Origin of the sequence: Stratiformator vulcanicus, from assembly GCF_007744515.1 — a bacterium.
Lineage (GTDB): Bacteria > Planctomycetota > Planctomycetia > Planctomycetales > Planctomycetaceae > Stratiformator > Stratiformator vulcanicus.
In genome coordinates, this window is the sequence record NZ_CP036268.1 from 1,196,217 (window position 1) to 1,215,508 (window position 19,292).

Annotated in this window: 14 protein-coding genes and 1 pseudogene; 10 read left to right on the forward strand and 5 right to left on the reverse strand. The window is 57.2% G+C overall.

Annotated features, from left to right (window positions below):
- Positions 1-2 precede the first annotated feature (2 nt).
- Complete coding sequence (locus Pan189_RS04580; RefSeq protein WP_145362783.1) at positions 3-2,633, reverse strand: DUF1592 domain-containing protein; 2,631 nt, start codon at positions 2,631-2,633, stop codon at positions 3-5.
- Positions 2,634-3,990: 1,357 nt separating this feature from the next.
- On the opposite strand from Pan189_RS04580, the gene Pan189_RS04585 reads away from it, so the two are divergent.
- From Pan189_RS04585 to Pan189_RS04595, 3 genes are all read left to right on the forward strand, one after another.
- Complete coding sequence (locus Pan189_RS04585) at positions 3,991-4,311, forward strand: hypothetical protein (protein WP_145362784.1); 321 nt, start codon at positions 3,991-3,993, stop codon at positions 4,309-4,311.
- A gap of 39 nt (positions 4,312-4,350) precedes the next feature.
- Positions 4,351-4,992 carry an FkbM family methyltransferase gene (locus tag Pan189_RS04590; protein WP_445785726.1) on the forward strand — a complete coding sequence of 214 codons (642 nt, stop codon included), beginning with the start codon at positions 4,351-4,353 and terminating at the stop codon, positions 4,990-4,992.
- Positions 4,993-5,583: 591 nt separating this feature from the next.
- A complete protein-coding gene (locus Pan189_RS04595) occupies positions 5,584-6,114 on the forward strand; it encodes a hypothetical protein (RefSeq protein ID WP_145362786.1) in 531 nt (176 codons plus the stop codon).
- A 65-nt stretch (positions 6,115-6,179) separates the two neighbouring features.
- Here Pan189_RS04595 and glmS read toward each other — a convergent pair.
- Positions 6,180-7,310, reverse strand: a pseudogene (gene glmS, locus Pan189_RS04600) (glutamine--fructose-6-phosphate transaminase (isomerizing)); the annotation flags it as partial.
- Between the two features lie 125 nt (positions 7,311-7,435).
- On the opposite strand from glmS, the gene Pan189_RS04605 reads away from it, so the two are divergent.
- From Pan189_RS04605 to Pan189_RS04625, 5 genes are all read left to right on the forward strand, one after another.
- Positions 7,436-7,945, forward strand: a complete 510-nt coding sequence (locus Pan189_RS04605; RefSeq protein WP_145362787.1) for a hypothetical protein — start codon at positions 7,436-7,438, stop codon at positions 7,943-7,945.
- A 145-nt stretch (positions 7,946-8,090) separates the two neighbouring features.
- Positions 8,091-9,083 (forward strand): SDR family NAD(P)-dependent oxidoreductase, encoded by a 993-nt coding sequence (locus tag Pan189_RS04610; protein WP_145362788.1) that lies wholly within the window; start codon positions 8,091-8,093, stop codon positions 9,081-9,083.
- A complete protein-coding gene (locus Pan189_RS04615) occupies positions 9,080-9,391 on the forward strand; it encodes a sugar phosphate nucleotidyltransferase (protein WP_145362789.1) in 312 nt (103 codons plus the stop codon). The genes Pan189_RS04610 and Pan189_RS04615 overlap by 4 nt, the downstream gene beginning before the upstream one ends.
- A 78-nt stretch (positions 9,392-9,469) precedes the next feature.
- Positions 9,470-10,360 (forward strand): class I SAM-dependent methyltransferase, encoded by an 891-nt coding sequence (locus Pan189_RS04620; RefSeq protein WP_145362790.1) that lies wholly within the window; start codon positions 9,470-9,472, stop codon positions 10,358-10,360.
- A gap of 369 nt (positions 10,361-10,729) precedes the next feature.
- A complete protein-coding gene (locus Pan189_RS04625; RefSeq protein ID WP_145362791.1) occupies positions 10,730-11,905 on the forward strand; it encodes a lysylphosphatidylglycerol synthase transmembrane domain-containing protein in 1,176 nt (391 codons plus the stop codon).
- Positions 11,906-12,447: 542 nt separating this feature from the next.
- On the opposite strand, the gene Pan189_RS21625 is transcribed toward Pan189_RS04625, so the two are convergent.
- Positions 12,448-12,747 carry a transposase gene (locus Pan189_RS21625; RefSeq protein WP_145366092.1) on the reverse strand — a complete coding sequence of 100 codons (300 nt, stop codon included), beginning with the start codon at positions 12,745-12,747 and terminating at the stop codon, positions 12,448-12,450.
- 257 nt (positions 12,748-13,004) lie between these two features.
- Positions 13,005-14,033, reverse strand: coding sequence for a phosphatidylserine decarboxylase (locus tag Pan189_RS04635; protein ID WP_145362792.1), 1,029 nt, complete (start codon positions 14,031-14,033; stop codon positions 13,005-13,007).
- 131 nt (positions 14,034-14,164) lie between these two features.
- Between Pan189_RS04635 and Pan189_RS04640 the strand changes: the two genes are divergently transcribed.
- Both Pan189_RS04640 and Pan189_RS04645 read left to right on the forward strand, forming a co-directional pair.
- Positions 14,165-14,893: an SDR family oxidoreductase gene (locus Pan189_RS04640; protein WP_145362793.1), complete on the forward strand. Its 729-nt coding sequence runs from the start codon at positions 14,165-14,167 to the stop codon at positions 14,891-14,893.
- A 251-nt stretch (positions 14,894-15,144) separates the two neighbouring features.
- Positions 15,145-16,797: a hypothetical protein gene (locus Pan189_RS04645; protein ID WP_145362794.1), complete on the forward strand. Its 1,653-nt coding sequence runs from the start codon at positions 15,145-15,147 to the stop codon at positions 16,795-16,797.
- A 687-nt stretch (positions 16,798-17,484) separates the two neighbouring features.
- On the opposite strand, the gene Pan189_RS04650 is transcribed toward Pan189_RS04645, so the two are convergent.
- Positions 17,485-19,134, reverse strand: coding sequence for a S41 family peptidase (locus Pan189_RS04650; protein WP_310821083.1), 1,650 nt, complete (start codon positions 19,132-19,134; stop codon positions 17,485-17,487).
- Positions 19,135-19,292 lie beyond the last annotated feature (158 nt).

Consider the following 19,292-nt stretch of genomic DNA (forward strand, 5'->3'; position numbering starts at 1 on the left):
TTTCACTTCGTTTGAAACGGTTCGGATGCGATGATTGCTTGAATTACCGAATGAAGGCGGTAGTCGTTTAACTTCGTCTCTGAGACAATTTTGTTTACTGTTTTTTCGTCGGCAAAGCCGATCGGTCGGCATAGCGCATAGGTCAATAGTTTCTCGGCAAACGCGGTAGCGAACGTTTCACGTTCTGCCAGTAAGGCCGCTTTGTAGCCTTCCAAATCGCGGAACGAGCGCCCCGATTTCAAAGTGCCGCTGGGGTCAATGACGGGGGCGCGATTCTCACGAATTCCCTCTCCGTTTTGCTTCGTTCGCCATGCCCCAATGGCGTCGTAATTCTCAAGGGCGAGGCCGTACGGATCAAGTTTAGCGTGACAACTCGCACAGGTTGGCTCGTTTCGGTGTTGGGCGAGGCGTTCGCGAACGGAGAGGTCATTGCCTTTGACATTGGGCTGAATCTCACCCGCGTTCGGCGGCGGTGGCGGCGGCGGATCATTAAAGAGGTTCTCCCGCACCCAAGCGGCGCGGCGGACCGGCAGGGTACGCGTACCGTCTGAAAGCAATGTGAGCAGCCCTGCCATACCTAATACACCGCCGCGATGATGGTCGGGGCGCAACCGCACGGGACGGAACTCTTCACCAGTGACGCCCTCGATACCGTAATGCGTTGCGAGCCGTTCGTTAATGACGAGAAAATCAGAATTAAGAAAGTGAGTGATTGGAAGGTCTTTGTTAAGGACGTGCTCGAAGAACGATAGCGGTTCCTCGATGCTCGCCGCCTCAAGTTCCGGATCGTAACTCTTGTACTCGTTTGCCGGCATGACGCTACCGAACTGGTCGACGCTCAGCCATTGGCCGGCGAAGCCGATCACGAACCGTCGGGCTTTCGGGTCGCCCAGCATGCGTTCGACTTGCCGGCGGAGAATGCGTGGCGAACTTAGCTCTTTTCGTTCCGCGAGGCGGAGCAACTCTTCGTCCGGCATCGAACTCCAAAGAAAATAGGACAATCGACTTGCCAATTCAAAGTCGTCCAACGATCGCAAGCCGTTGGTGGCGGGGGGCAATTGAACCTCATGGAAATATGTAAATGCCGGCGACGCAAAGACTGCCGTTAGTCCCATCCGCAGGGCTTCAATAGTTGAGAGTCCATGGTCTTGGCGAGCCGACACAATTAACTGAACAATCCGGTCGACCTCGCCGCGCTCGACGGGCCGACGGTAGGCTACGGGGAGTAGCCGTGCGAACATTCGACGAATGTCCGGCTCTCGTTCAGGTAGCGATTGAGTAATCGCCAGTGCTTGATGACTAGCGGGCGGCCATTGCTCGGCCACCGGGCCTTCGAATTCAATTCGGCTCAGAAATAGTCGCGGAACGGTGGCGAGATCGTACTGCTCGTTGTGGAGATAACTCGGTCCGGAGAACGTGTTCAACTTCTCCAAGACCTTGTCCAACTCTTTGCGGAGCCGTTCAGACGCGACCTTATCTTTGGCGAGTACCGCTTTCCGGCGGGCATTGAATAGTTTTTTGCGGCTACGTTCCAGACCTGCTAACTCCGGATTGCGGATGCGAACATTTTGCAACCCGTTCCACTTCACGCTTACGGCGGTTTTCTGTCCCGGTTGGCCCGCTTTCAGGAACACGAGTTTCTCTGCGACCGCCGGTTCTCTTAAACTACCTTTAACATCAATGTAGTGAACCGATTGCAGAGGACTGTTGGCCGCATAGACCAGCATCAATTGAATCGGGTCGCCCCGCTCCCCCGCAAAACTTCCGCCGTGAACCCGAATACGATAGTAGCCGTCTTCGGTGACGATATTCGACAAATTTGGAGCTGGGCCCGGTGGGATATTTTTAAAGTCTCCGCCGCGCTTGCCGTAGGGGACGCCATTCCAAACTTCGAACCCACCGTCACGAACCTTGTAATAATCGGCTCCTAACGGAACCTTGTGCTTGGCTCCCTGATAAACCGCTTCTGTTGGCTTTGAGGGTCGTTTCTTGGCATTCCAGACAAGTTTCTGCGTCGCAGGTGGCTGACCTTGAATCGCCTTCTCGGCGATCATTTCGGCAACTCGCAGGTAGGAGTCGAGTTGGGTTTGGTCGTAGAACAGCGCGGAAGACAGGCGATCGAAGCCTTCAGCTTTACCGTCTGCGGGAAGTTCTTCCTTAATTTTCGCCACGAAATTGGCATCCAGGCTCAACAGATCGCCGACCGTATTCGCATACTCTTCGCGGTTGAGCCGCCGCATTACGATCCGGCCCCCGGAACTTCGCGCTTCACGTTCCGCCTGCCGAAGACGATCACCGACCCACTCGACGACGGCGAATGCTTCGGCCGGATCGGGGCGAGGATGATCCTCGGGTGGCATGTCGCCAATGTTGATGCGGTCGATAACTTCCCGCCACATTTCCGGGGCTTTGGCGACCGAGAAATCGGCTCCCAGGCTGTCGATTCTGAGGCCCGCTTGCGCTTCCCGAGCATCATGACACTGGTAGCAGTGCTGCTTCAGGAAAGGCACGACTTCACCCTCGAATGTGGGCTCGGCGGCGTCGACAAATTCAGGAGTCGTCAGCCCTAAAATCAGGCACAGCAACAGGATCAGTGATGTTCGCATCGATTCTCGGAGCAGTTTGGCGAGCATTGAGTGAGTCCGGACTCCTGTTTGTTAGCGCAGGAGTCGTTCATGAATATGACGATCGAGCCACTCTGGATCATCCATGATAGTTGCTGATCGCAGTATTTTACCGCGATTTCCGTCGCGATACTCTGGCACCTCTTGTCCGAGTTTCCATTAGCCAATCAGTTTTTTCGCGGAGCTGCGTACGTCTTGGCCTGAATACCGCGGCTATCGACGAATTCCCAAAGCAAGATGAGATCATGGCCGTTAGGCTCGCTGGCTTGAAGAACTCGCCCGAGCGATGAGAGGCCAGAGCGATGGCCGTGCTTCGTGCGAGCAGCCGTTCGGCCCCACGTAGGTGGCTATTGATTTGCTCAGTCGCCAATCGTTTCCGCGGCATCGCATGCCCCCTCTGTTTTGGATGCCAATCGCCGCGGAGCCTAATCCAGCATCTGGCGTCAAGTTGAAGGGGCAGGTCAGTGCTCCCACGTGCCGTGCACGCCTATCCGTCGACCGCGACGGTAATCGCGGTCTCCCCGCGATCGTTTACCTAGGTCACGCCCGACAGCCTCCCGAACCCAGCGGACCAATCCTGCCTCCAAGGCCTCTGATTCTAACACCACCATCAGTTCGCGACCCCCTTAAATTCTCAGCGGCTGACGGGTGAAACTGGGCACGCCCCAGCTTCCGGCGGCTAAGCAGGGATGCATTTTGCGATCGACCGAAATACCGCAGAGCGTCGCACAAACGTTCGCAGTCAGGATAGCCGCCAAAGGATGGCGCCGTCCGTGACGCCCGCGATGACCGGGGGATTGCTGCAAAAATGGAAACTAAGTTCCGGCGGTTGTGGTCTACACGGGAGAAAAGCATCGAAATTCCGGGCCATTGTTGGTCCTTCGCCTCCCTCCAAGACTCTTCGTGCGCCTACACATCGCACGTCACAAACCCTGTCATAGGCGAATTCGTATAAGCGCTCCGATCGTAACGCATTTTTGAGCGAGTGATAGCAAGTCGCGAGATCGGATTGGCTTGCAACAGCAATTGAATCTTTGTCGCCGCAGCAACTCTCTCTGCTGTCGCAAAACATCGAAACCAGCGTTGACGGTACGGGTGAATTATGAACCACAACCACACGGGCGGCGTAGCGCCTGATGCCACGTTGAAAGCCGCCAGCCACACCGCGAACTCCCAATTCCACACGAGCCATGCTGTGCTGCCAGATGCGGGTCACCCAAACGGACCGCCGCATCAGTCGCAGACGGCCTCTGCTGCCGAGAAATCGCCTCGGTTGCAACGATTTAGTCATGCAATCCGAAGCCGCACAAAGAACCTGCTACGTCATCCCTAAAGAGTGACGAAACGTCTGAGCCGACCTTTCGTTTTGCCGGTTCTCACTCGCCTCCGCTGGCAACTCTTCGGAGAATTGCGGGCCGAATTGCGACGCGAACATGCTGAGCTGATGGAGACAGTGCAGAATATCAGCGGAAGCATCCGCGGCATGAGTCACCGATTTGATCAAGTCGAAAATCGTCAGGAAATCAGTCTTCGGCACCTCAGTCAGGTTGAAGCGTACGCGCAAGCGACGGCGCAACGGTTCGTGATCAATTGCGGTGACGACGGCTTGCTCGTGCGGACCGCAGTCGGTTACTTGTTCTGTGACTCAAAAGATTCTCAATTAATAGCATGTCTTCTTGAGAATTGAGAACTTGAGTGTGGAACCCGTCGCGTCATCGAAAGGTATCTGCGTCCCACCGATACCTTCGTCGATGTTGGCGCGAATATTGGAATCCATACACTTGCCGCCGCTACGGTTTTGAGAACCGCCGGACGTATATTTTCGTTCGAACCATCTCCGCGGACTTTTTCGCTACTTGAAGCCACAGTTCAACTGAACAGAATTAATCAAGCTGTTGAACTCTACGAGGCAGCAGCTTCGGACAGTGACGGAGAACGCACGCTTCACTTCGGCGACACATGTGGGCACGACTCGCTGTTCCCGGTTGAGGCTGCCTCAAACAAATCTATTAATGCCAAAACCTTAAAGCTAGATGATGTTCTCGGTAGTACTGACCGAGTGGACTTTATCAAGGTCGATGTCGGGGGGGCGGAACTGTCAACTTTGCGAGGAGCCTCAGGCGTCATCGCAAAGAATCGCGACGTGGCCATAATCGTCGAATACGGTCCCTCGCACCTGCGTCGTGCGGGTCAAGAGTCAACAGACTGGTTCGACGCCTTCGCGGAGGCAGGGCAGATCTATAAAGTAATTAACGAGCAGGACGGAAGTCTATTCGACGCCTCAATGACAGACCTGGAATCGATAGACTCAGTCAATCTCTTCTTTGCTCGGCCGGAATCTTCGGCCTGGGAAAGAGTTGCGGCATGAACGACGAGATGTAGTGGACGGCGCCGGGGGGCATGCCAAACTATGTTTTGAATTTTTTCGCAAAGAAGACTGCCAAAACGTTCGTCCTATCGGATCGAATTCGGTAAGGGTAAAGCTCGCCGCTCGAGCGCATGACGCTCGATACGAACTTGTAAACGCAATCAGTCCGGCCGCCCAAGTTTCGCCAAGTGCGATCATGGGCCTGGGAATTGCCGTAATGACTGGTGCCGTCATCAATATCGCTCCCGAATTCGGGACTTTTCCAATCATAAACACCGGTGCGACAGTCGATCAGCCTGTCGAATCTCAAGCAGCGCTCATGTTGCCCCGCCGTGCTGTCTAGCACGAAACTTCTGATCAACGCGAAAATATTTTTCGTGATAGGCTGCAGGGTCATACCCGAAAAACAATCGTCGAATCGAGTGTGTTCGGTGGGGGCCGTGTTGTTACCAAGGATCTTCCATCGCATATCACCTCTGTGAGTGTTTCGGCGAAGGTGATCCGGTCGCACAGTCAAGCAGCCGCCTAATACGCATCCCACTATAAACCTGCGTTCTTGATGTCGTTGACGGCGCAGACGGTTTTGACGAGGTGAGTCGCTCTTCATTCTGGACGCAGCGGAAGCCGGTCATTGGGTATTGGCGGACCGGGCAGGATCCCGCAGTGGTCTTCCGGTTACGCTGCTTGAAAGACGGTCGCGACTTCGCGTCTATGGGCGTCATCAACGAACAGATGGAAGTTCGCGTCGTCTCCCGCTTCGTTGCGCTTCCCGACCGTGGTGCGTGGCATCCCTCGCTCGATCGACCCGAAGACGGGGCATTCAGTCTCAACGACCTTCGCATCCGCTATGAACTGCGTGGCGAGGGTGTTTCGGGCCGGCGGCTCGAGGGCGATCGCTTCCTGTTGTCGGCCGGATCGCGGGCTGTCCTGATCGAGCCGCAACCCGGTTTGTTCGCGGGAGAGCCGATCCAGTTTGAACTCTTAGAACGACCGGGCTTCGTGGCGGTCGACTTGATTTGCTACCGGGGGACGGAGATGTCGGTCAGTTTTGACCCTCCCCCCGAAATCAACATCGAGTGTTCTGCAACACTTCGTGACTCAGCACCTGGCGCGGGCGGCTGAGAGCCGCTGCTCGAGCATGTCGTGACGAGATCTGCCGTTCTGCTCGTGGTGACGCTAATTGGCAATCACTCCACCGTGACGCTCTTCGCCAAATTCCGTGGGCGGTCGACGTCGCAGCCTCTTAAGACGGCGATGTGGTAGGCGAGCAGTTGCAGCGGGACCGAGGTGACGAGCGGTTGGAGGTACTCTTCGACGTCGGGCACGAAGATTACGTCATCGGCCAATTCGGCGATTTTGTCATCCCCTTCGCAGGCGATCGCGATGACCGGGCCGCCGCGGGCTTTGACTTCTTCAATATTGCTGATGACCTTCGGATAAATGTGTCCCCGCGGCACAACGAACACGCTCGGGGTCTGTTCGTCGACCAGCGCGATCGGTCCGTGCTTCATCTCGGCGGCGGGGTAGCCCTCGGCATGGATGTAGCTGATCTCTTTGAGCTTCAAAGCGCCTTCAAGGGCGACGGGGAAGTTATAGAGCCGGCCGAGGTACAAGAAGTTGCGGCAGGTGAAGTACTTCTTGGCGACCTCTTCAACCGCGGCATTACAGGCCAGTGTCGCTTCAACCTTCTCAGGAATTGCCGCCAGTTGCCGCAGCAGGCGTTGGCCCGACGGGTAGGAGACGTGACGCATACGCCCGAGGTACAGGGCCAGCAGCGTCAGAACCGTGACCTGTGACGTAAAGGCCTTGGTGCTGGCGACACCGATCTCCGGTCCGGCATGCAGATAGATTCCGCCATCGGCTTCGCGGGCGATCGTGCTGCCGACAACGTTGCAGATTGAAAGCGACGGCAGACCTTTGCGACGGCATTCCCGCATCGCGGCGAGGGTGTCGGCGGTTTCGCCGCTCTGCGTGATCGAGAAGACCATCGTGTGGTCATTCAGCGGCGGGTTGCGGTAACGCAGTTCGCTGGCGTATTCGACTTCGACCGGAATGCGGGCGAACTCTTCGATCAGGTACTCCCCGACGAGGCCGGCGTGCCAGCTCGTGCCGCAGGCGGTCAGGACGATCCGATCGACGCTTCGCAGTTGTTGCACTGAGAGATTAAGCCCGCCGAACTTCGCGGTCGCTTCATCCTGATCGATGCGGCCGCGCATGGCGTTCTCGATGGTCCGCGGCTGCTCGAAGATTTCTTTAAGCATGTAGTGCGGAAACTCGCCGAGATCGGCCTGTGTTTCCGCTTTGTCGAGAATACGAATTTGAGGCTTGGCGGCGGCAGGAAGGACGTACTCGATTTAAGGAGGCACTTTCGTCCCTCTTTTACAGGGCAATCAATCGCATTTCGGAGGTATCGTTTGAACCCGGAACGGCTGACTTCCGTCTGATGGATCGCGTCGCTGTTGATGCCCTGAATCGTTTCAGCGAGCGCTGGCTGTTCTATCGGGGGCTGGTCCACTGGGCCGGATTTCGAAAAGCGGCTGTGGATTACGACGCGCCGCCTCGCTTTGCGGGTTCGTCAAGCTATTCGCTAACGCGCATGTTCAACATGGGCCTCGATGCGGTCTTCTCTTTCTCGCTTCTGCCGTTACGGGTGAGTCATGTCTTCGGCGTCATCTGCATGTTTAGCTCGATGCTCTATGGGGTCTGGGCGGTTGCAAAATGGATGGTCACGTCAACGCCGGTACCCGGATATACCTCGCTAGCCATTCTCGTGACCTTTATCGGAAGCCTCAATCTTCTCACTCTCGGAATCGTCAGTGAATACGTTGGTAGAATCCATGAACAGGTGAAGGGGAGGCCGGTCTTCTTGATCAAGGAATCGATCGGGTTTGAAAAGAGGGCAGCATCCGACGCTAGCGATACGGCTCATCTCGAAACTTGCGATGCGGCCTGACGGATATTTATCACGGTCCCAGTAGTTTGATTCTTAATCCGCCGGAATCGGCGGGCCACCATTAATAGTTCTCTCTTGACATAGGATCGCCGGCCTTACAGGCGGCAGCCGATCGTCATACTGAGGACGGGAATAGGAAGAGTCCATGACGGATACGCTTGACGAGGGTGGGCAAGTTCTGGTTACCGGTGCCGGCGGGTTTATCGGGAGTCACCTTGTCGAGGCGCTACTCGATGCGGGGCACCGCGTGAAGGCGATGGTCCGCTACAATTCGGGAGCCCGCAGTGGCTGGCTCGAAGAGATTCAAGCTCACGAGCGGCTCTCGATTGTTTATGGCGACATTACTGACAGCCGCATGGTCAGCAGTGCGGCCGAGGGCTGCGAGGTCATATACCATCTCGCTGCGCTGATCGGCATCCCTTACTCGTATGTGGCACCCGAGTCTTACGTCGCCGTCAACACGGTGGGGACGCTCAACTTTTTAGAAGCCGCGCGGACCCATGGCGTCGGCCGTGTGGTCATCACGTCGACAAGCGAGGTCTATGGAACGGCGCAATACACTCCCATGGATGAGAGTCACCCGCTCCAGGCCCAGTCCCCGTACGCCGCTACCAAGATCGCCGCCGATCAGATCGCTCTGAGCTACTACCGCTCGTTCGGTATGCCCGTGACGGTCGTCCGGCCATTCAATACCTTCGGCCCACGTCAGAGTACACGTGCTGTGCTGCCAACAATCATCACTCAGGCTTTGGTCGCCGACAAGATTCGAATCGGGAGCACTACTCCGGTCCGAGACATGGTATTCGTTCGGGACACAGCGCGTGGATTCATCGCAGCCGCTTCTAGCGACGCCTGTATCGGGCAGGTCACCAACTTGGCCACGGGCGTGGGCGTCACGGTCGGCGAGATGATTGAACTGGTCCAGCGAATTGTCGGACGCGATCTTCCGGTCGAGGAGCAATCAGATCGCAGGCGTCCAGAGCAGAGTGAGGTTTTCACTCTGCTCGGAAACGCCGAGGCCGCACAGTCGCGAGCCAACTGGTCCGCCGGCACCTCGCTCGACGAGGGGCTTCGCCAGACAATTGAATGGTTCAAATCAAACACGAATCCGCGTACCGCAGGAGCTTATACCGTATGAGGGCCATTATTCTCGCAGGTGGCAAGGGGACTCGTCTTGCACCCTACACGACCGTTATTCCGAAGCCTCTGCTGCCCGTGGGCGACAAGCCCATTCTTGAAATTGTCTTTCGACAATTAATGGCGGCCGGGTTCGATCACATCACCCTATCGCTGGGATATATGAGTGATTATTTCCGGACCTTCTTGGCACAGCATGAATGGATTTCTCAGAATGTGCATCTGGATTTCGTCGAGGAGACCGATCCCACCGGGAGTGTCACGAATTCACTTCCATTGCCTTGGCGAGCCATTCCGTCAAACCTCTGATCCTGGCTCCCTCTATTTCCGCATTGAAGGCTTCAGCCTGAAGTAAGAACTCTTACTGCCAGAAAAGGTAACTGATCAATGACGACTGAACTTGAAGTGCGACCGGAAGAACAGCAATGGGTGGATCGTGGATGCGTCTGCTGCGGTCAGATCGACTGGCGAAAACGGTGGGAGGAATTCATCGTTTGCCAGCATTGTGGGGTCATGACCGTGCAGAAGTGCTACAGCCCTGAGGAACTAACCGCCTTCTATCAGGAAGAGTACTTTAACGGCGAAGAGTACATAGATTACGTCGCCGATAAACCAGCACAGCTAAAGACGCTACGCGATCACCTTAGCGTGATACAAAAGTATGTGCCGCCGGGCCGTTCGGTCCTTGAGGTGGGCTGCGCGTATAGATTCTTCCTCGAACTGCTTGCCGCCGATTACCCGCAATCAACGGGCATTGACGTGTCCGCCCCGGGAATTGAACACGCCGCACGACAGGGGCTTGACGCCCGACTCGGAGATTTGCTCACGATGTCGTTCGACAAGGAATTCGATGCGGTCTGCATGTGGGACACGATTGAGCATTTGCCAAATCCAGGTGAGTACGTAAGTGCGTGCGCCCAGGCACTCGCCCCTGGGGGACACCTATTTCTCTCAACGGGGGATTTTAACGCGCTGCTGCCGCGTTTACAGGGACGCAAGTGGCGACAAATTCACCCTCTCACCCACCTGTATTATTTCACACGCAAATCGCTTTCAGAGATTTGCCGCAGGAATGGGCTCGACGTCATCTCATTCGGCACCGTCCGCGTCCATCGCAAGCTCGGCTCCTCACTCGAGGCCCTTCACCGGTTCCATGGCCAATCGTTGTCCGGCCGGGCGGCCAGCCTGTGCCGCAGCGTGATTCCGAATTTCGTCCAAAACTTCTCTTTTCCTCTCGATCTGCGTGACACGCTGTGGCTCGCTGCGCGGAAGCTGTGAGATACCTCATTGGGCATTTCTCGAGACTATCAAGTTAGCAGTGGTAGATGCAGGTGGGTGCATACTGGACAGCCCGTTGAAAAAGTGCCCAAAGGTTCTTGCGTTAGCTGTCGAGGGCGGAACGGTCGGGCGGCCGATTTGTTTTCGCAGTTGTTGGCAGATTACCAGCCTGACATTGCCCGATAGGGTTCAGTTCAATGTGGACTGTGACCTTGTCTTTTGCGTCGCTACGTTCTCGGTTCGAGGCCGGTCTGCCCGGAGGCCGGGTGTCCGTTGTGGTAAGTAGTCGTAAAGACGGTCCGCGCGACTTAACACCGAAGGACCGGTGATTCATTGCTGCGATTCGCCTTTTGGAATTGGTCGGGATTAATGCGCATTCTCAAAATCGGTGCTGGGGTCGGCCTAACAATTCTGTGTCTATGGCTCGCGTTTCGCGGGACAAGTCCAGCGAACGTCGCAGCGAAATTGGCGGGCGCCGACTATCGGACCGTGCCGATCATGCTCGGCTTGCTAGCAGTTGTCTTCGCGATGAAGACCTACCGTTGGGCGCTGATCCTGCGGCCGCTCGCCCGATTGAGCAGCCGGGAGGTTTTCCCCGCGCTGATCATCGGATTCATGGGCAACAACATTTATCCGCTGCGTCTCGGGGAAGGGATGCGGTGTTTAGTGCTAGCGAAACAGTATCCGGTTTCAGCCGTAGGGGTTCTCTCGACGCTCTTTTTAGAGCGAGTGCTCGATGTCACATCGGTCCTAATCCTGCTGCTTGTGTCGCTGACGGCGTTACCTGACCTGCAAGATGCTATCGGTGGGGCGGGGCTGTTGACGGCAGTCTGGACGGCAGCGATCGCCATCACAATCGCCGTGGCATTTATGATCCTCTATGTTTTTCGGACCGACTACTTCATTCGCGCGGCCGAGAAAGTTATTGAGGTTCTGCCGTTCGTGCCCGAATCATCGAAGGTGCGAGTGGAGGGGCTGCTTGAGGCGGGCTCGTTGGGAATGGGGACACTACGCGATCCTGTCCTGGCAACACAGATTGTTGCTCTGTCGCTCGGACAGTGGGTCGTTGTTTCCGCAACGGCGTACACGGCATTACGGGCGTTTGACATCGACGTTGGTGTGGCCGCGAGTCTGATGGTCAATAGTGTCACCGCTTTAGGAGTCGCAGCTCCGTCGGCACCGGGATTTTTTGGGATCGTCCAATATTGCTTCCGACTTTGTCTCACTCCGCTGGGGGTCTCGGCGGAGAACGCAGTAGCGGCTTCGTGGTATTATCATCTCTGCCATTACGTGCCGGTTACGGTGGTAGGATTGTTCTTCCTGCACCGTGTCGGAATGAGTCTTTCCCGGCTAAGTGAGGCCGTGGAGAAGGAGGGCGAAGAATTGAACTCCGAACTCGAGTCAATGCAAAAGACATCGGCCCACGGTGACATTCGTCGCGTTGACTATGCGGAAACGATCGCAAATTCTTCTGTCGCCATAAATTTTGAATCGCATATCAATATGGGCGAGCAACCTGCCCCGAAGAACGATATCAGCCTTTAGGTAGGCGCGTTTCGCTCCTAGAAGCAGTCTTAAAACCGTATTGATAAGGTGTACGCACAGGCGAGTTGGACGAAGCCGTAATAGAGGTGAGCGTGATATTCCCAGCGGGCGACGATGCGACGGAGGTTCTGCAGACACGCGAAGCTGCGTCCGACCGTCTAGCGTTTTTTATATCTTGCCAGCGTCCATTTTCTCTTGTAGCGGCGGCTTAATCCGGCCGCGATGATGCGGCGTAGTCAGGGCGATGCCTCGCGAGCGCAGGCGGAGTCTTAATGCGTCGCATCATCGCTGTCGTAGATCAGCCGTTCTGGTTTTTAATATGTAAGAACTGTCTTATCGAGCAGCGGTTCGATCAGTTTGACATCGTTTCGGCTGGCCGAATCTGTGTCGATCGCCAATGGCAGACCGCGACCGTCGAGCAAGGTCATGACCTTGGCACCTTTGCCTTGGCGGGTCGGACCGACCTTGAGACCCCACCGTTTTCAACGAAAACATGCTCAAGGCATTGCCGATGCAAAGGTCGCATCGGCAATGCACTCCCGTCAGATCACCGTCCGACGCCGGTCGGATTTTTCGAGCAGGCGGCGCCGGACTTCCTCGAAGACGCCGGCTTCGGTCCACTCTTTGTGGCGTCGCCAGCACGTCGCAGAACTGGGATATCGCGGTGGCCGACTTCTCGACAAACGGGCTTTCCATCGCGCGCCACTTTTTAAGACCCACAGGACGCCTTCAAGGCACGCCCGCGGATTGACTCTCGGGCGCCCCCCGAGTTCCGATGGCGGCGCGAGGGCGACGAAGACAGGGTGATGTGCATAAGAGCCTCCTTTCGGAGGCCGAGGTATGCAACTTGCCCGCCAAGCCGTTCACTTTAATTCGAGTTTTGAAACTGGCTCTAGAAAAGACCGCATCTGCGTGAGACGGTAGACTAGGTTACGCAGAGGCCACGACCAGGTGTCGCTTTTGATCAATGAGACACTGTTTTATAGGGCGACAGTCCGTGATGTGGTCCGGTTCGCGCGAATGGCGAGCGAAGCCGCATTGAGACACGGCCGGCGATGAAGTTCGACCAGCAAGTAACGCATTTGCTGGTGATTGTGATTTAATCCAAGTCCACCCATCGGGCGATTAATGACTCGCCGGCTTTAAGCCGCATTCCTGCGGCGACATGCAGCTCCAACTCCGGCACGTCCGGGACGATGATCTCGCATCGCGAGCCGAATTTGATCATGCCGATACGCTCGCCCGCTTCGAGCTCGTCGCCCGGTCTTAAGATGTTCACGACTTTGCTGGCAATCATTCCGGCAATCTGCCGCACTACGATCCTCCGGTGCGGGGCGGCATGCTCTTCAATGCGAGTTTCAATTGCTTCGTTTTCTCGCGCCGCCTCGGGGCGGAGTGCATTTAATTGTTTTCCGGGATGCCAGCTCACGCCGATGACCCGCCCATTCACAGGGAATCGCTGCAGATGCACGTCGAAGAGCGAAAGGAAGACGCCGACGCGAATTGCGGGCCCGCCGATGAAAGGGTGATGATCGAGGCGAGTCACTTCGACGACCTTACCATCGGCTGGGGCGAGGACGAGGTTATCTGCATTAACGATCTTACGAGGAGGATCTCTGAAAAACCGATGTACGGCCGCCACAATCAGTAATATTAAGACTCCATAGGGTGCAAAGAATAACAGCATCTGCCCTTCGGTGATCGCGTATCCGAAGTCTTCAAGAACTCTTGCGATGAAATAGGCTGCAAAGAGTGAGCCAACAAAAAAAAGCACAGCGGGAAGCTGGATTAGAATCGCGATCTCGGCGGTGCCCCAAGGGGCTGATCGCTGATACCGCCGTACGCGGGCGATGTAGTCCACGAACCGAAACGTTTCAGTCTTATCAAATTGATTGACCGTGTACTTTAGATCGGACCAGAAGGCGAGTTCGGACGGCAGGTCGACAAATCTATGAAGCAACTCTCGCTGGCGATCTTCAACCATCGCGGGATCGACGACTCGTTCGTAGAGCGTTTCCCTGCGACGCCACCATCGTTCGATTCGCATCGCCCAACCGCCCGCCGGTTGAATACACCAAATTGACGGATCGGGCTGCTCGATCGGCAGGCGCTGGGGAGTTTCAGACATCTCTTGATTGCTTGGTTCGGCCAATGTGGGAGCGTTGCCATGCTGCGACGACGATTCGCTTTGGCTTCCCGAGTTACCCGTGAATCGCGCATAGTACAAACGAGAATGTTCTTCGATTGATAGGGTATGATATGTCGTTGAAAGGAATGGCCGCCGTTATCACCGGGGGCGGGTCGGGAATCGGAGCGGCGGTCGCCGTGACGCTCGCCGACGCCGGGGCGAATGTACTCATCGCGGGGCGGACGGAATCAAAATTAAAGGAGACCGCCTCTCGGGGTCCGTCCGGAAAGATCACGTCGTCCGTTTGCGATGTGGCGGACGCCGACGCCTGTGAGACATTGATCCAAGGCGCGGCGAAAGACTTCGGGCGACTCGACATGCTGATCAACGCGGCCGGGATCAACATTCCGCACCGGCGGATTGAAGAGACGACGCCGGAAGAGTGGGATCGGCTGCTTAGAATCAATGCCTCGGGGGCGTTTTACTGCACCAAGGCGGCCCTGCCGATCATGCGGGCCCAACGGGGCGGGCTGATCGTCAACATCTGCTCGATCTCCGGGGTCCGCGCCGCGATGCTCGGCGGCGTCTCGTACAACGCATCGAAATTCGCGATGAACGCGTTAGGAGTCAGTGCTGCGCAGGAGGCGAAAGCGGACGGCGTTCGCGTGACGAACATCCACCCGGGCGAGGTTGAAACACCGATTCTCTCGCAGCGGCCGGTCGCGCCATCTGAAGAACACCGCGCGACCATGTTGCAGCCCGAGGACGTTGCCGCGGCGGTGCTGATGATCGCGAACTTGCCCCCGCGAGCGAATGTGTTGGAGATGGTGATCAAACCTACGGTGCAGGATTTTGTGTAGGTTTTGCTCCGGGCGCTGACGCTTCCGGCTCTCCCTGCCTGTTGTTCCTCGACACGTTGAAGTCTCTCTTTACGTGCCCGCGCAGATTCGCTACACCCCCGACGCTTCGCAGAACTGGGGCGGGGGTTCCGTCACAGTGGCCCGTCTGCGGAGCGTGGGACGCGGGTTTCATCCCCGGTGCCGGCGTCCCGATTGCGTTTGTTCGCCTTCATTCCGGGGGCCTCCTTCGTAGGGAAACACAGGAGAACATCGTGACCCGCACTTATCCGCAAGCTGCCAGCCGATGGCTCGCCATGCTTGCAACCGCGGCTGTTATCGCCGCCGTCGCCGGACAGGCCCTCGCTCAGGACCGTTACTCCGGAGACCGCTACGCCGACGATCGTTACCGATCGCCATCGCCGCAACCGACCGCGGGCTTCGCCCAAGTCGATGACAGGGCGATCATTCAGCAATACAATATGCAAGGCTTCGGTGACGGCTTCGAACGTCCCGACCCGTTCGCGCCGACGCTGTCGATTCAGCAAAACAATGTCGATGTGGCCCGCGTTCGTCGCGACATTGACACGTTCTCCCGTCTCTCGAATGAACTCTATACGGAACTCGACCGGATGCGGGATCGGCTGCCGGCGGTACGGAATCGCCTCGCGGACGTTCTGCGCTTGCGGGCCCGTTCGCGGCTGCTCGCCGATCGCGTGACGAACTACAGTCAACTGCAACAGTATCTGACCGACATTCAGGGCCTCGACCGTGATTGGCGGCAGATTTCGTACGATCTGCGGGCTGTGCGTGGGCTCGACCGCAACGCGATTCGATTGATCGATGAATTGGATCGTGCCAATGCGGACATTTCGACCGCACTCAAAATTCAAAATCCGACGCTAGACTACCGCCAGCTCGTGCTCACCAGTGCGGAATTGCGAGCCGGCATGTCGACCCTGCGGGACGACATCGACATCGAACTCGGTCGCCTGACGAACGCCCGCAATCTGCTGCTCATCGCCAATCAAGCTCAGCAGCAGGCCGCCCACTTCGCCGGTCTGACGCTCGAGAAGGTCAGTCGGGACGAACTTGCCAACGAGTTCAAGCGCTTCGAACGAGTTTGGACCGAACTCGAAACGGGAGTGCGGGCCTACAACAACCGCTACGTTGAGCGAAGCGTTCGCCGGGTTCGCGATAGTGAATCGCGATTGCGCGAACTGCTGCTCATTCCGCAGGAGATGGATACCGCCGACCTGATTTACACGACGCGGACCCTGGAGCGGGATGTCAACGACTTCTTCAACAAGGCTCCCTTGATGGTCCTGATGAGGCTGCCGGAAGCCTCGGTCGCGTTGCCCACCGCCGACCAGTTTTACGGCGTGCTGGAGAACTTCGTCGACAACGTTGAGCGGAATCAGACACCCGAAGACATCATCGACGCCTACGGCTACGTGGAAGATGCCTACCGCTCGTTTGAGCGGGTCTTCCGGCCGATCAATAGCGAAGACGCCCAAGTGGTGCTCAACGAAGTCGAAAAAAATATGCGGTCACTTCAGTCAGCCATGCTGATTGAAGAACCGTTCGACCGTCGCGTCGCCGGGGAAATCGCCGCCGAACTTGAAAACCTGTCGATGCACCTCGATCAGGATGTCCGCCGCTGGCTCAGTCGCAGCCGTCCGCCGTATCGTGATCAAGCTCTGCGCGACGTGCAGAATTACGTCGCCAATGCTCGGGCATTGCACGAGACCGTCGTCACCGGTGGGAACGTGCGAGATATCAAGCAGCGGGCCGACCAGATGTGGAACGACTGGATCCGCGTCTATCAGCACATCACAAAGTGCGACACGAGCGAGCGACCCTACCTCGCCCGTACTTCGAGCCGCACGACACCGAAGCTCGTTGAACTTCGGACTCTGCTGCAGTAAGCGATTTCTTTAACGATGTTCAATGCAAAGGCCGGGCGGCAACACTGCCCGGCCTTATTCTATGCGCATCACAAGCTGCGCATGAAATAAGCGGACGAAGCGTGGCTTTGCGATAGATCGATCCGTTTACTACGTGCGCGGCTTGTCGGGCACACGACGAGCCGAGGCTCGAAAAAATCGCGGAACGAGTTCTCAGCATCATTCTTTAAACGTGTGCCGGGGGCGTGTCGCCCCCGCAGTGCAAACTCGGCCCGCTCCTTGCATCGCGTCCGTTTGATTGCTCAAAACCCTGTCGGGAAACGCGGCAGTGCAAGAAGCTCACGAACTCCCAGATGCGGGGGCGACACGCGCCCCGGCACCCCTCGCGACGAGCCGAGGTTCCTGAGAACCGCGGGATGAGTGCACGGTCGAATCCCGAATTCTTAATGTCGTATCTCACCGCGCTCGATCCGCACTTCACAGGAAGTGCGGCTTGTCGGCCATACAACAAGCCGAGGTTCCTGAGAACCGCGGAACGAGCGCGCAATTAGAGCTCGATAAACCAAACCGGCTCGTCCCCTCGCTCGAGCAGGCCCACTCCGTCTCTTCCTCTTCCGCACTCACGCAAAAAGCTCACGGAGAATTCTCCGTGAGCTTTGTCGATTATCGTTGCAGGGGCTCTAAGAGGAGGCCTTGCGGAAATCGTGATCAGCGTCGGGCGAAGGCTCCGCCGAGCAGTGCGTCGGTCGCAGCTTTCACATCGGGATGATCGGCCGGACGGGTTTTGAATCCGCGGTAAGCCACGTCGTAAGTTTCATCTTCTTCAACGGTAATGTCGGGCTTGAGGCCGATTTTGCCCAGCGTGTGCCCGTTGGGCGAGTAGAACTTCGCGGTCGTGATCCGCAGTCCGGTCCGGCCCCGCATCGGAAGAATGCTCTGCACTGACCACTTGCCGTAGGTCTTCCGGCCCACAATGACGCCCCGCCCGTAATCACGGACGGCCCCGGCGACGATTTCACTCGCCGACGCGCTATTCTCGTCAACGATCAGTGCGATCTCGAGATCGCGATGCGTTCCGGATCGATGGGCGGAGTGCTTCCAGTTCTGATCGAAACTGCGACCTTTGGTCGACACGAGCACGCCGTCGTCGATGAACCGGTCGAGCACATCGACGGCGGCCGTGAGCAGGCCACCGGGATTGCCCCGCAGGTCGAGAACCAGGCGTCTCATGCCCTGTGACTTCAGCTTCGCAAGAGCCGCATCGAGTTCCTGAGCGGTCGTCTTTTGAAAGCCGCTTAATTCGATATAGCCGATGCCGTTATCGGCATCAATCATCTCGGCGACCGGAATACTTTTGACCTGCACGGCCCGTCGCGAAAACGTACTGCGACGCACCCGTCCGAAGCGATCTTCCAAACCCAGTTCAACCTGGCTGCCAGACGGGCCGCGGAGTAAGCGTGCGGCTTCGTCGGTACTCATGTCGCGGCAGTCTGCGCCGTCGATTTCGACGATGTGCTCGCCTTCGAGCATCCCGCCGGCTTCAGCAGGGCTGCCGCCGATGACGTCGACCAGCAACATGCCTTCGCCGGCTTCGCCCTTCATTTCGATCCCGAGACCGACGAATTCGCCTTCGATATTGCCATATAAATCGTCGAGACGATCGGGGGTCAGATAGTTGCTGTAATCGTCGAGGGCGTTGCAGCCGCCGAACACATATTCCATCACCACCGCGGTCTCGTCGAGATCGGCAATCTGCCGAGACAAGCGGCAGACTTCCACAACCAGCGCTCGCGATGCGCGGCCGTCTTTGACGGGACGATTCCAGTAGCGATCCCGCAGTGTCGTGCGGAGTGATCGCAATTGTTCGGTCTTTGTCGCGGGCAGGTGCCGGCTCAGAAATTTCTGATTCGCGAGGGCCAAGTACAGACTCTCGGTACCATGCGCCACAAAGGAGGTATGGCTGATGTTGTCGACGTAATTCGATCGAATCTGAGAAAGCAAATCGTCGAACACGCCCAGCGCCTCCGAAGGCGATTTGCCGAGCAAATCCTGGTCGAAGCTTTCGTCGGCATAGCGGCGTTCGATTCCGAAGTGGATCTTCGACCGACGTAGTCCGTACTCGAGGCGAGTGTTCTCGGGGTATTCTTCGACGGCCTTGCCGTAGAAGTCGATCGCTTCTCCCCACTGCCGCCGGACCTCCAGTTCCAGACCGGCCTCAACGGCTGATCTCTCGCTACGAAGCGCGACGTCATATTCGTCGGAGACTGAGGTTTCTGCGAAAGCGATGCCGTCCGTGCCTGCCCAACAGATCGCCATCCCGACGATCCACGCGTACCAGCCGTAACGGCCGCAAGCCATGTTGTTCCCCTCATCCACACGCCGAATCCCGCAGGATTCGGCCGGTTCAATTCTTCGGACTACGCATGTTTCATTAAAGAATCGCAGCCGTCATTTGTTCGACTATAAGGTGCGCTCCGAGGGTGGTCAAATTTCTGCAACGTGTCGCGCGCGGAGTA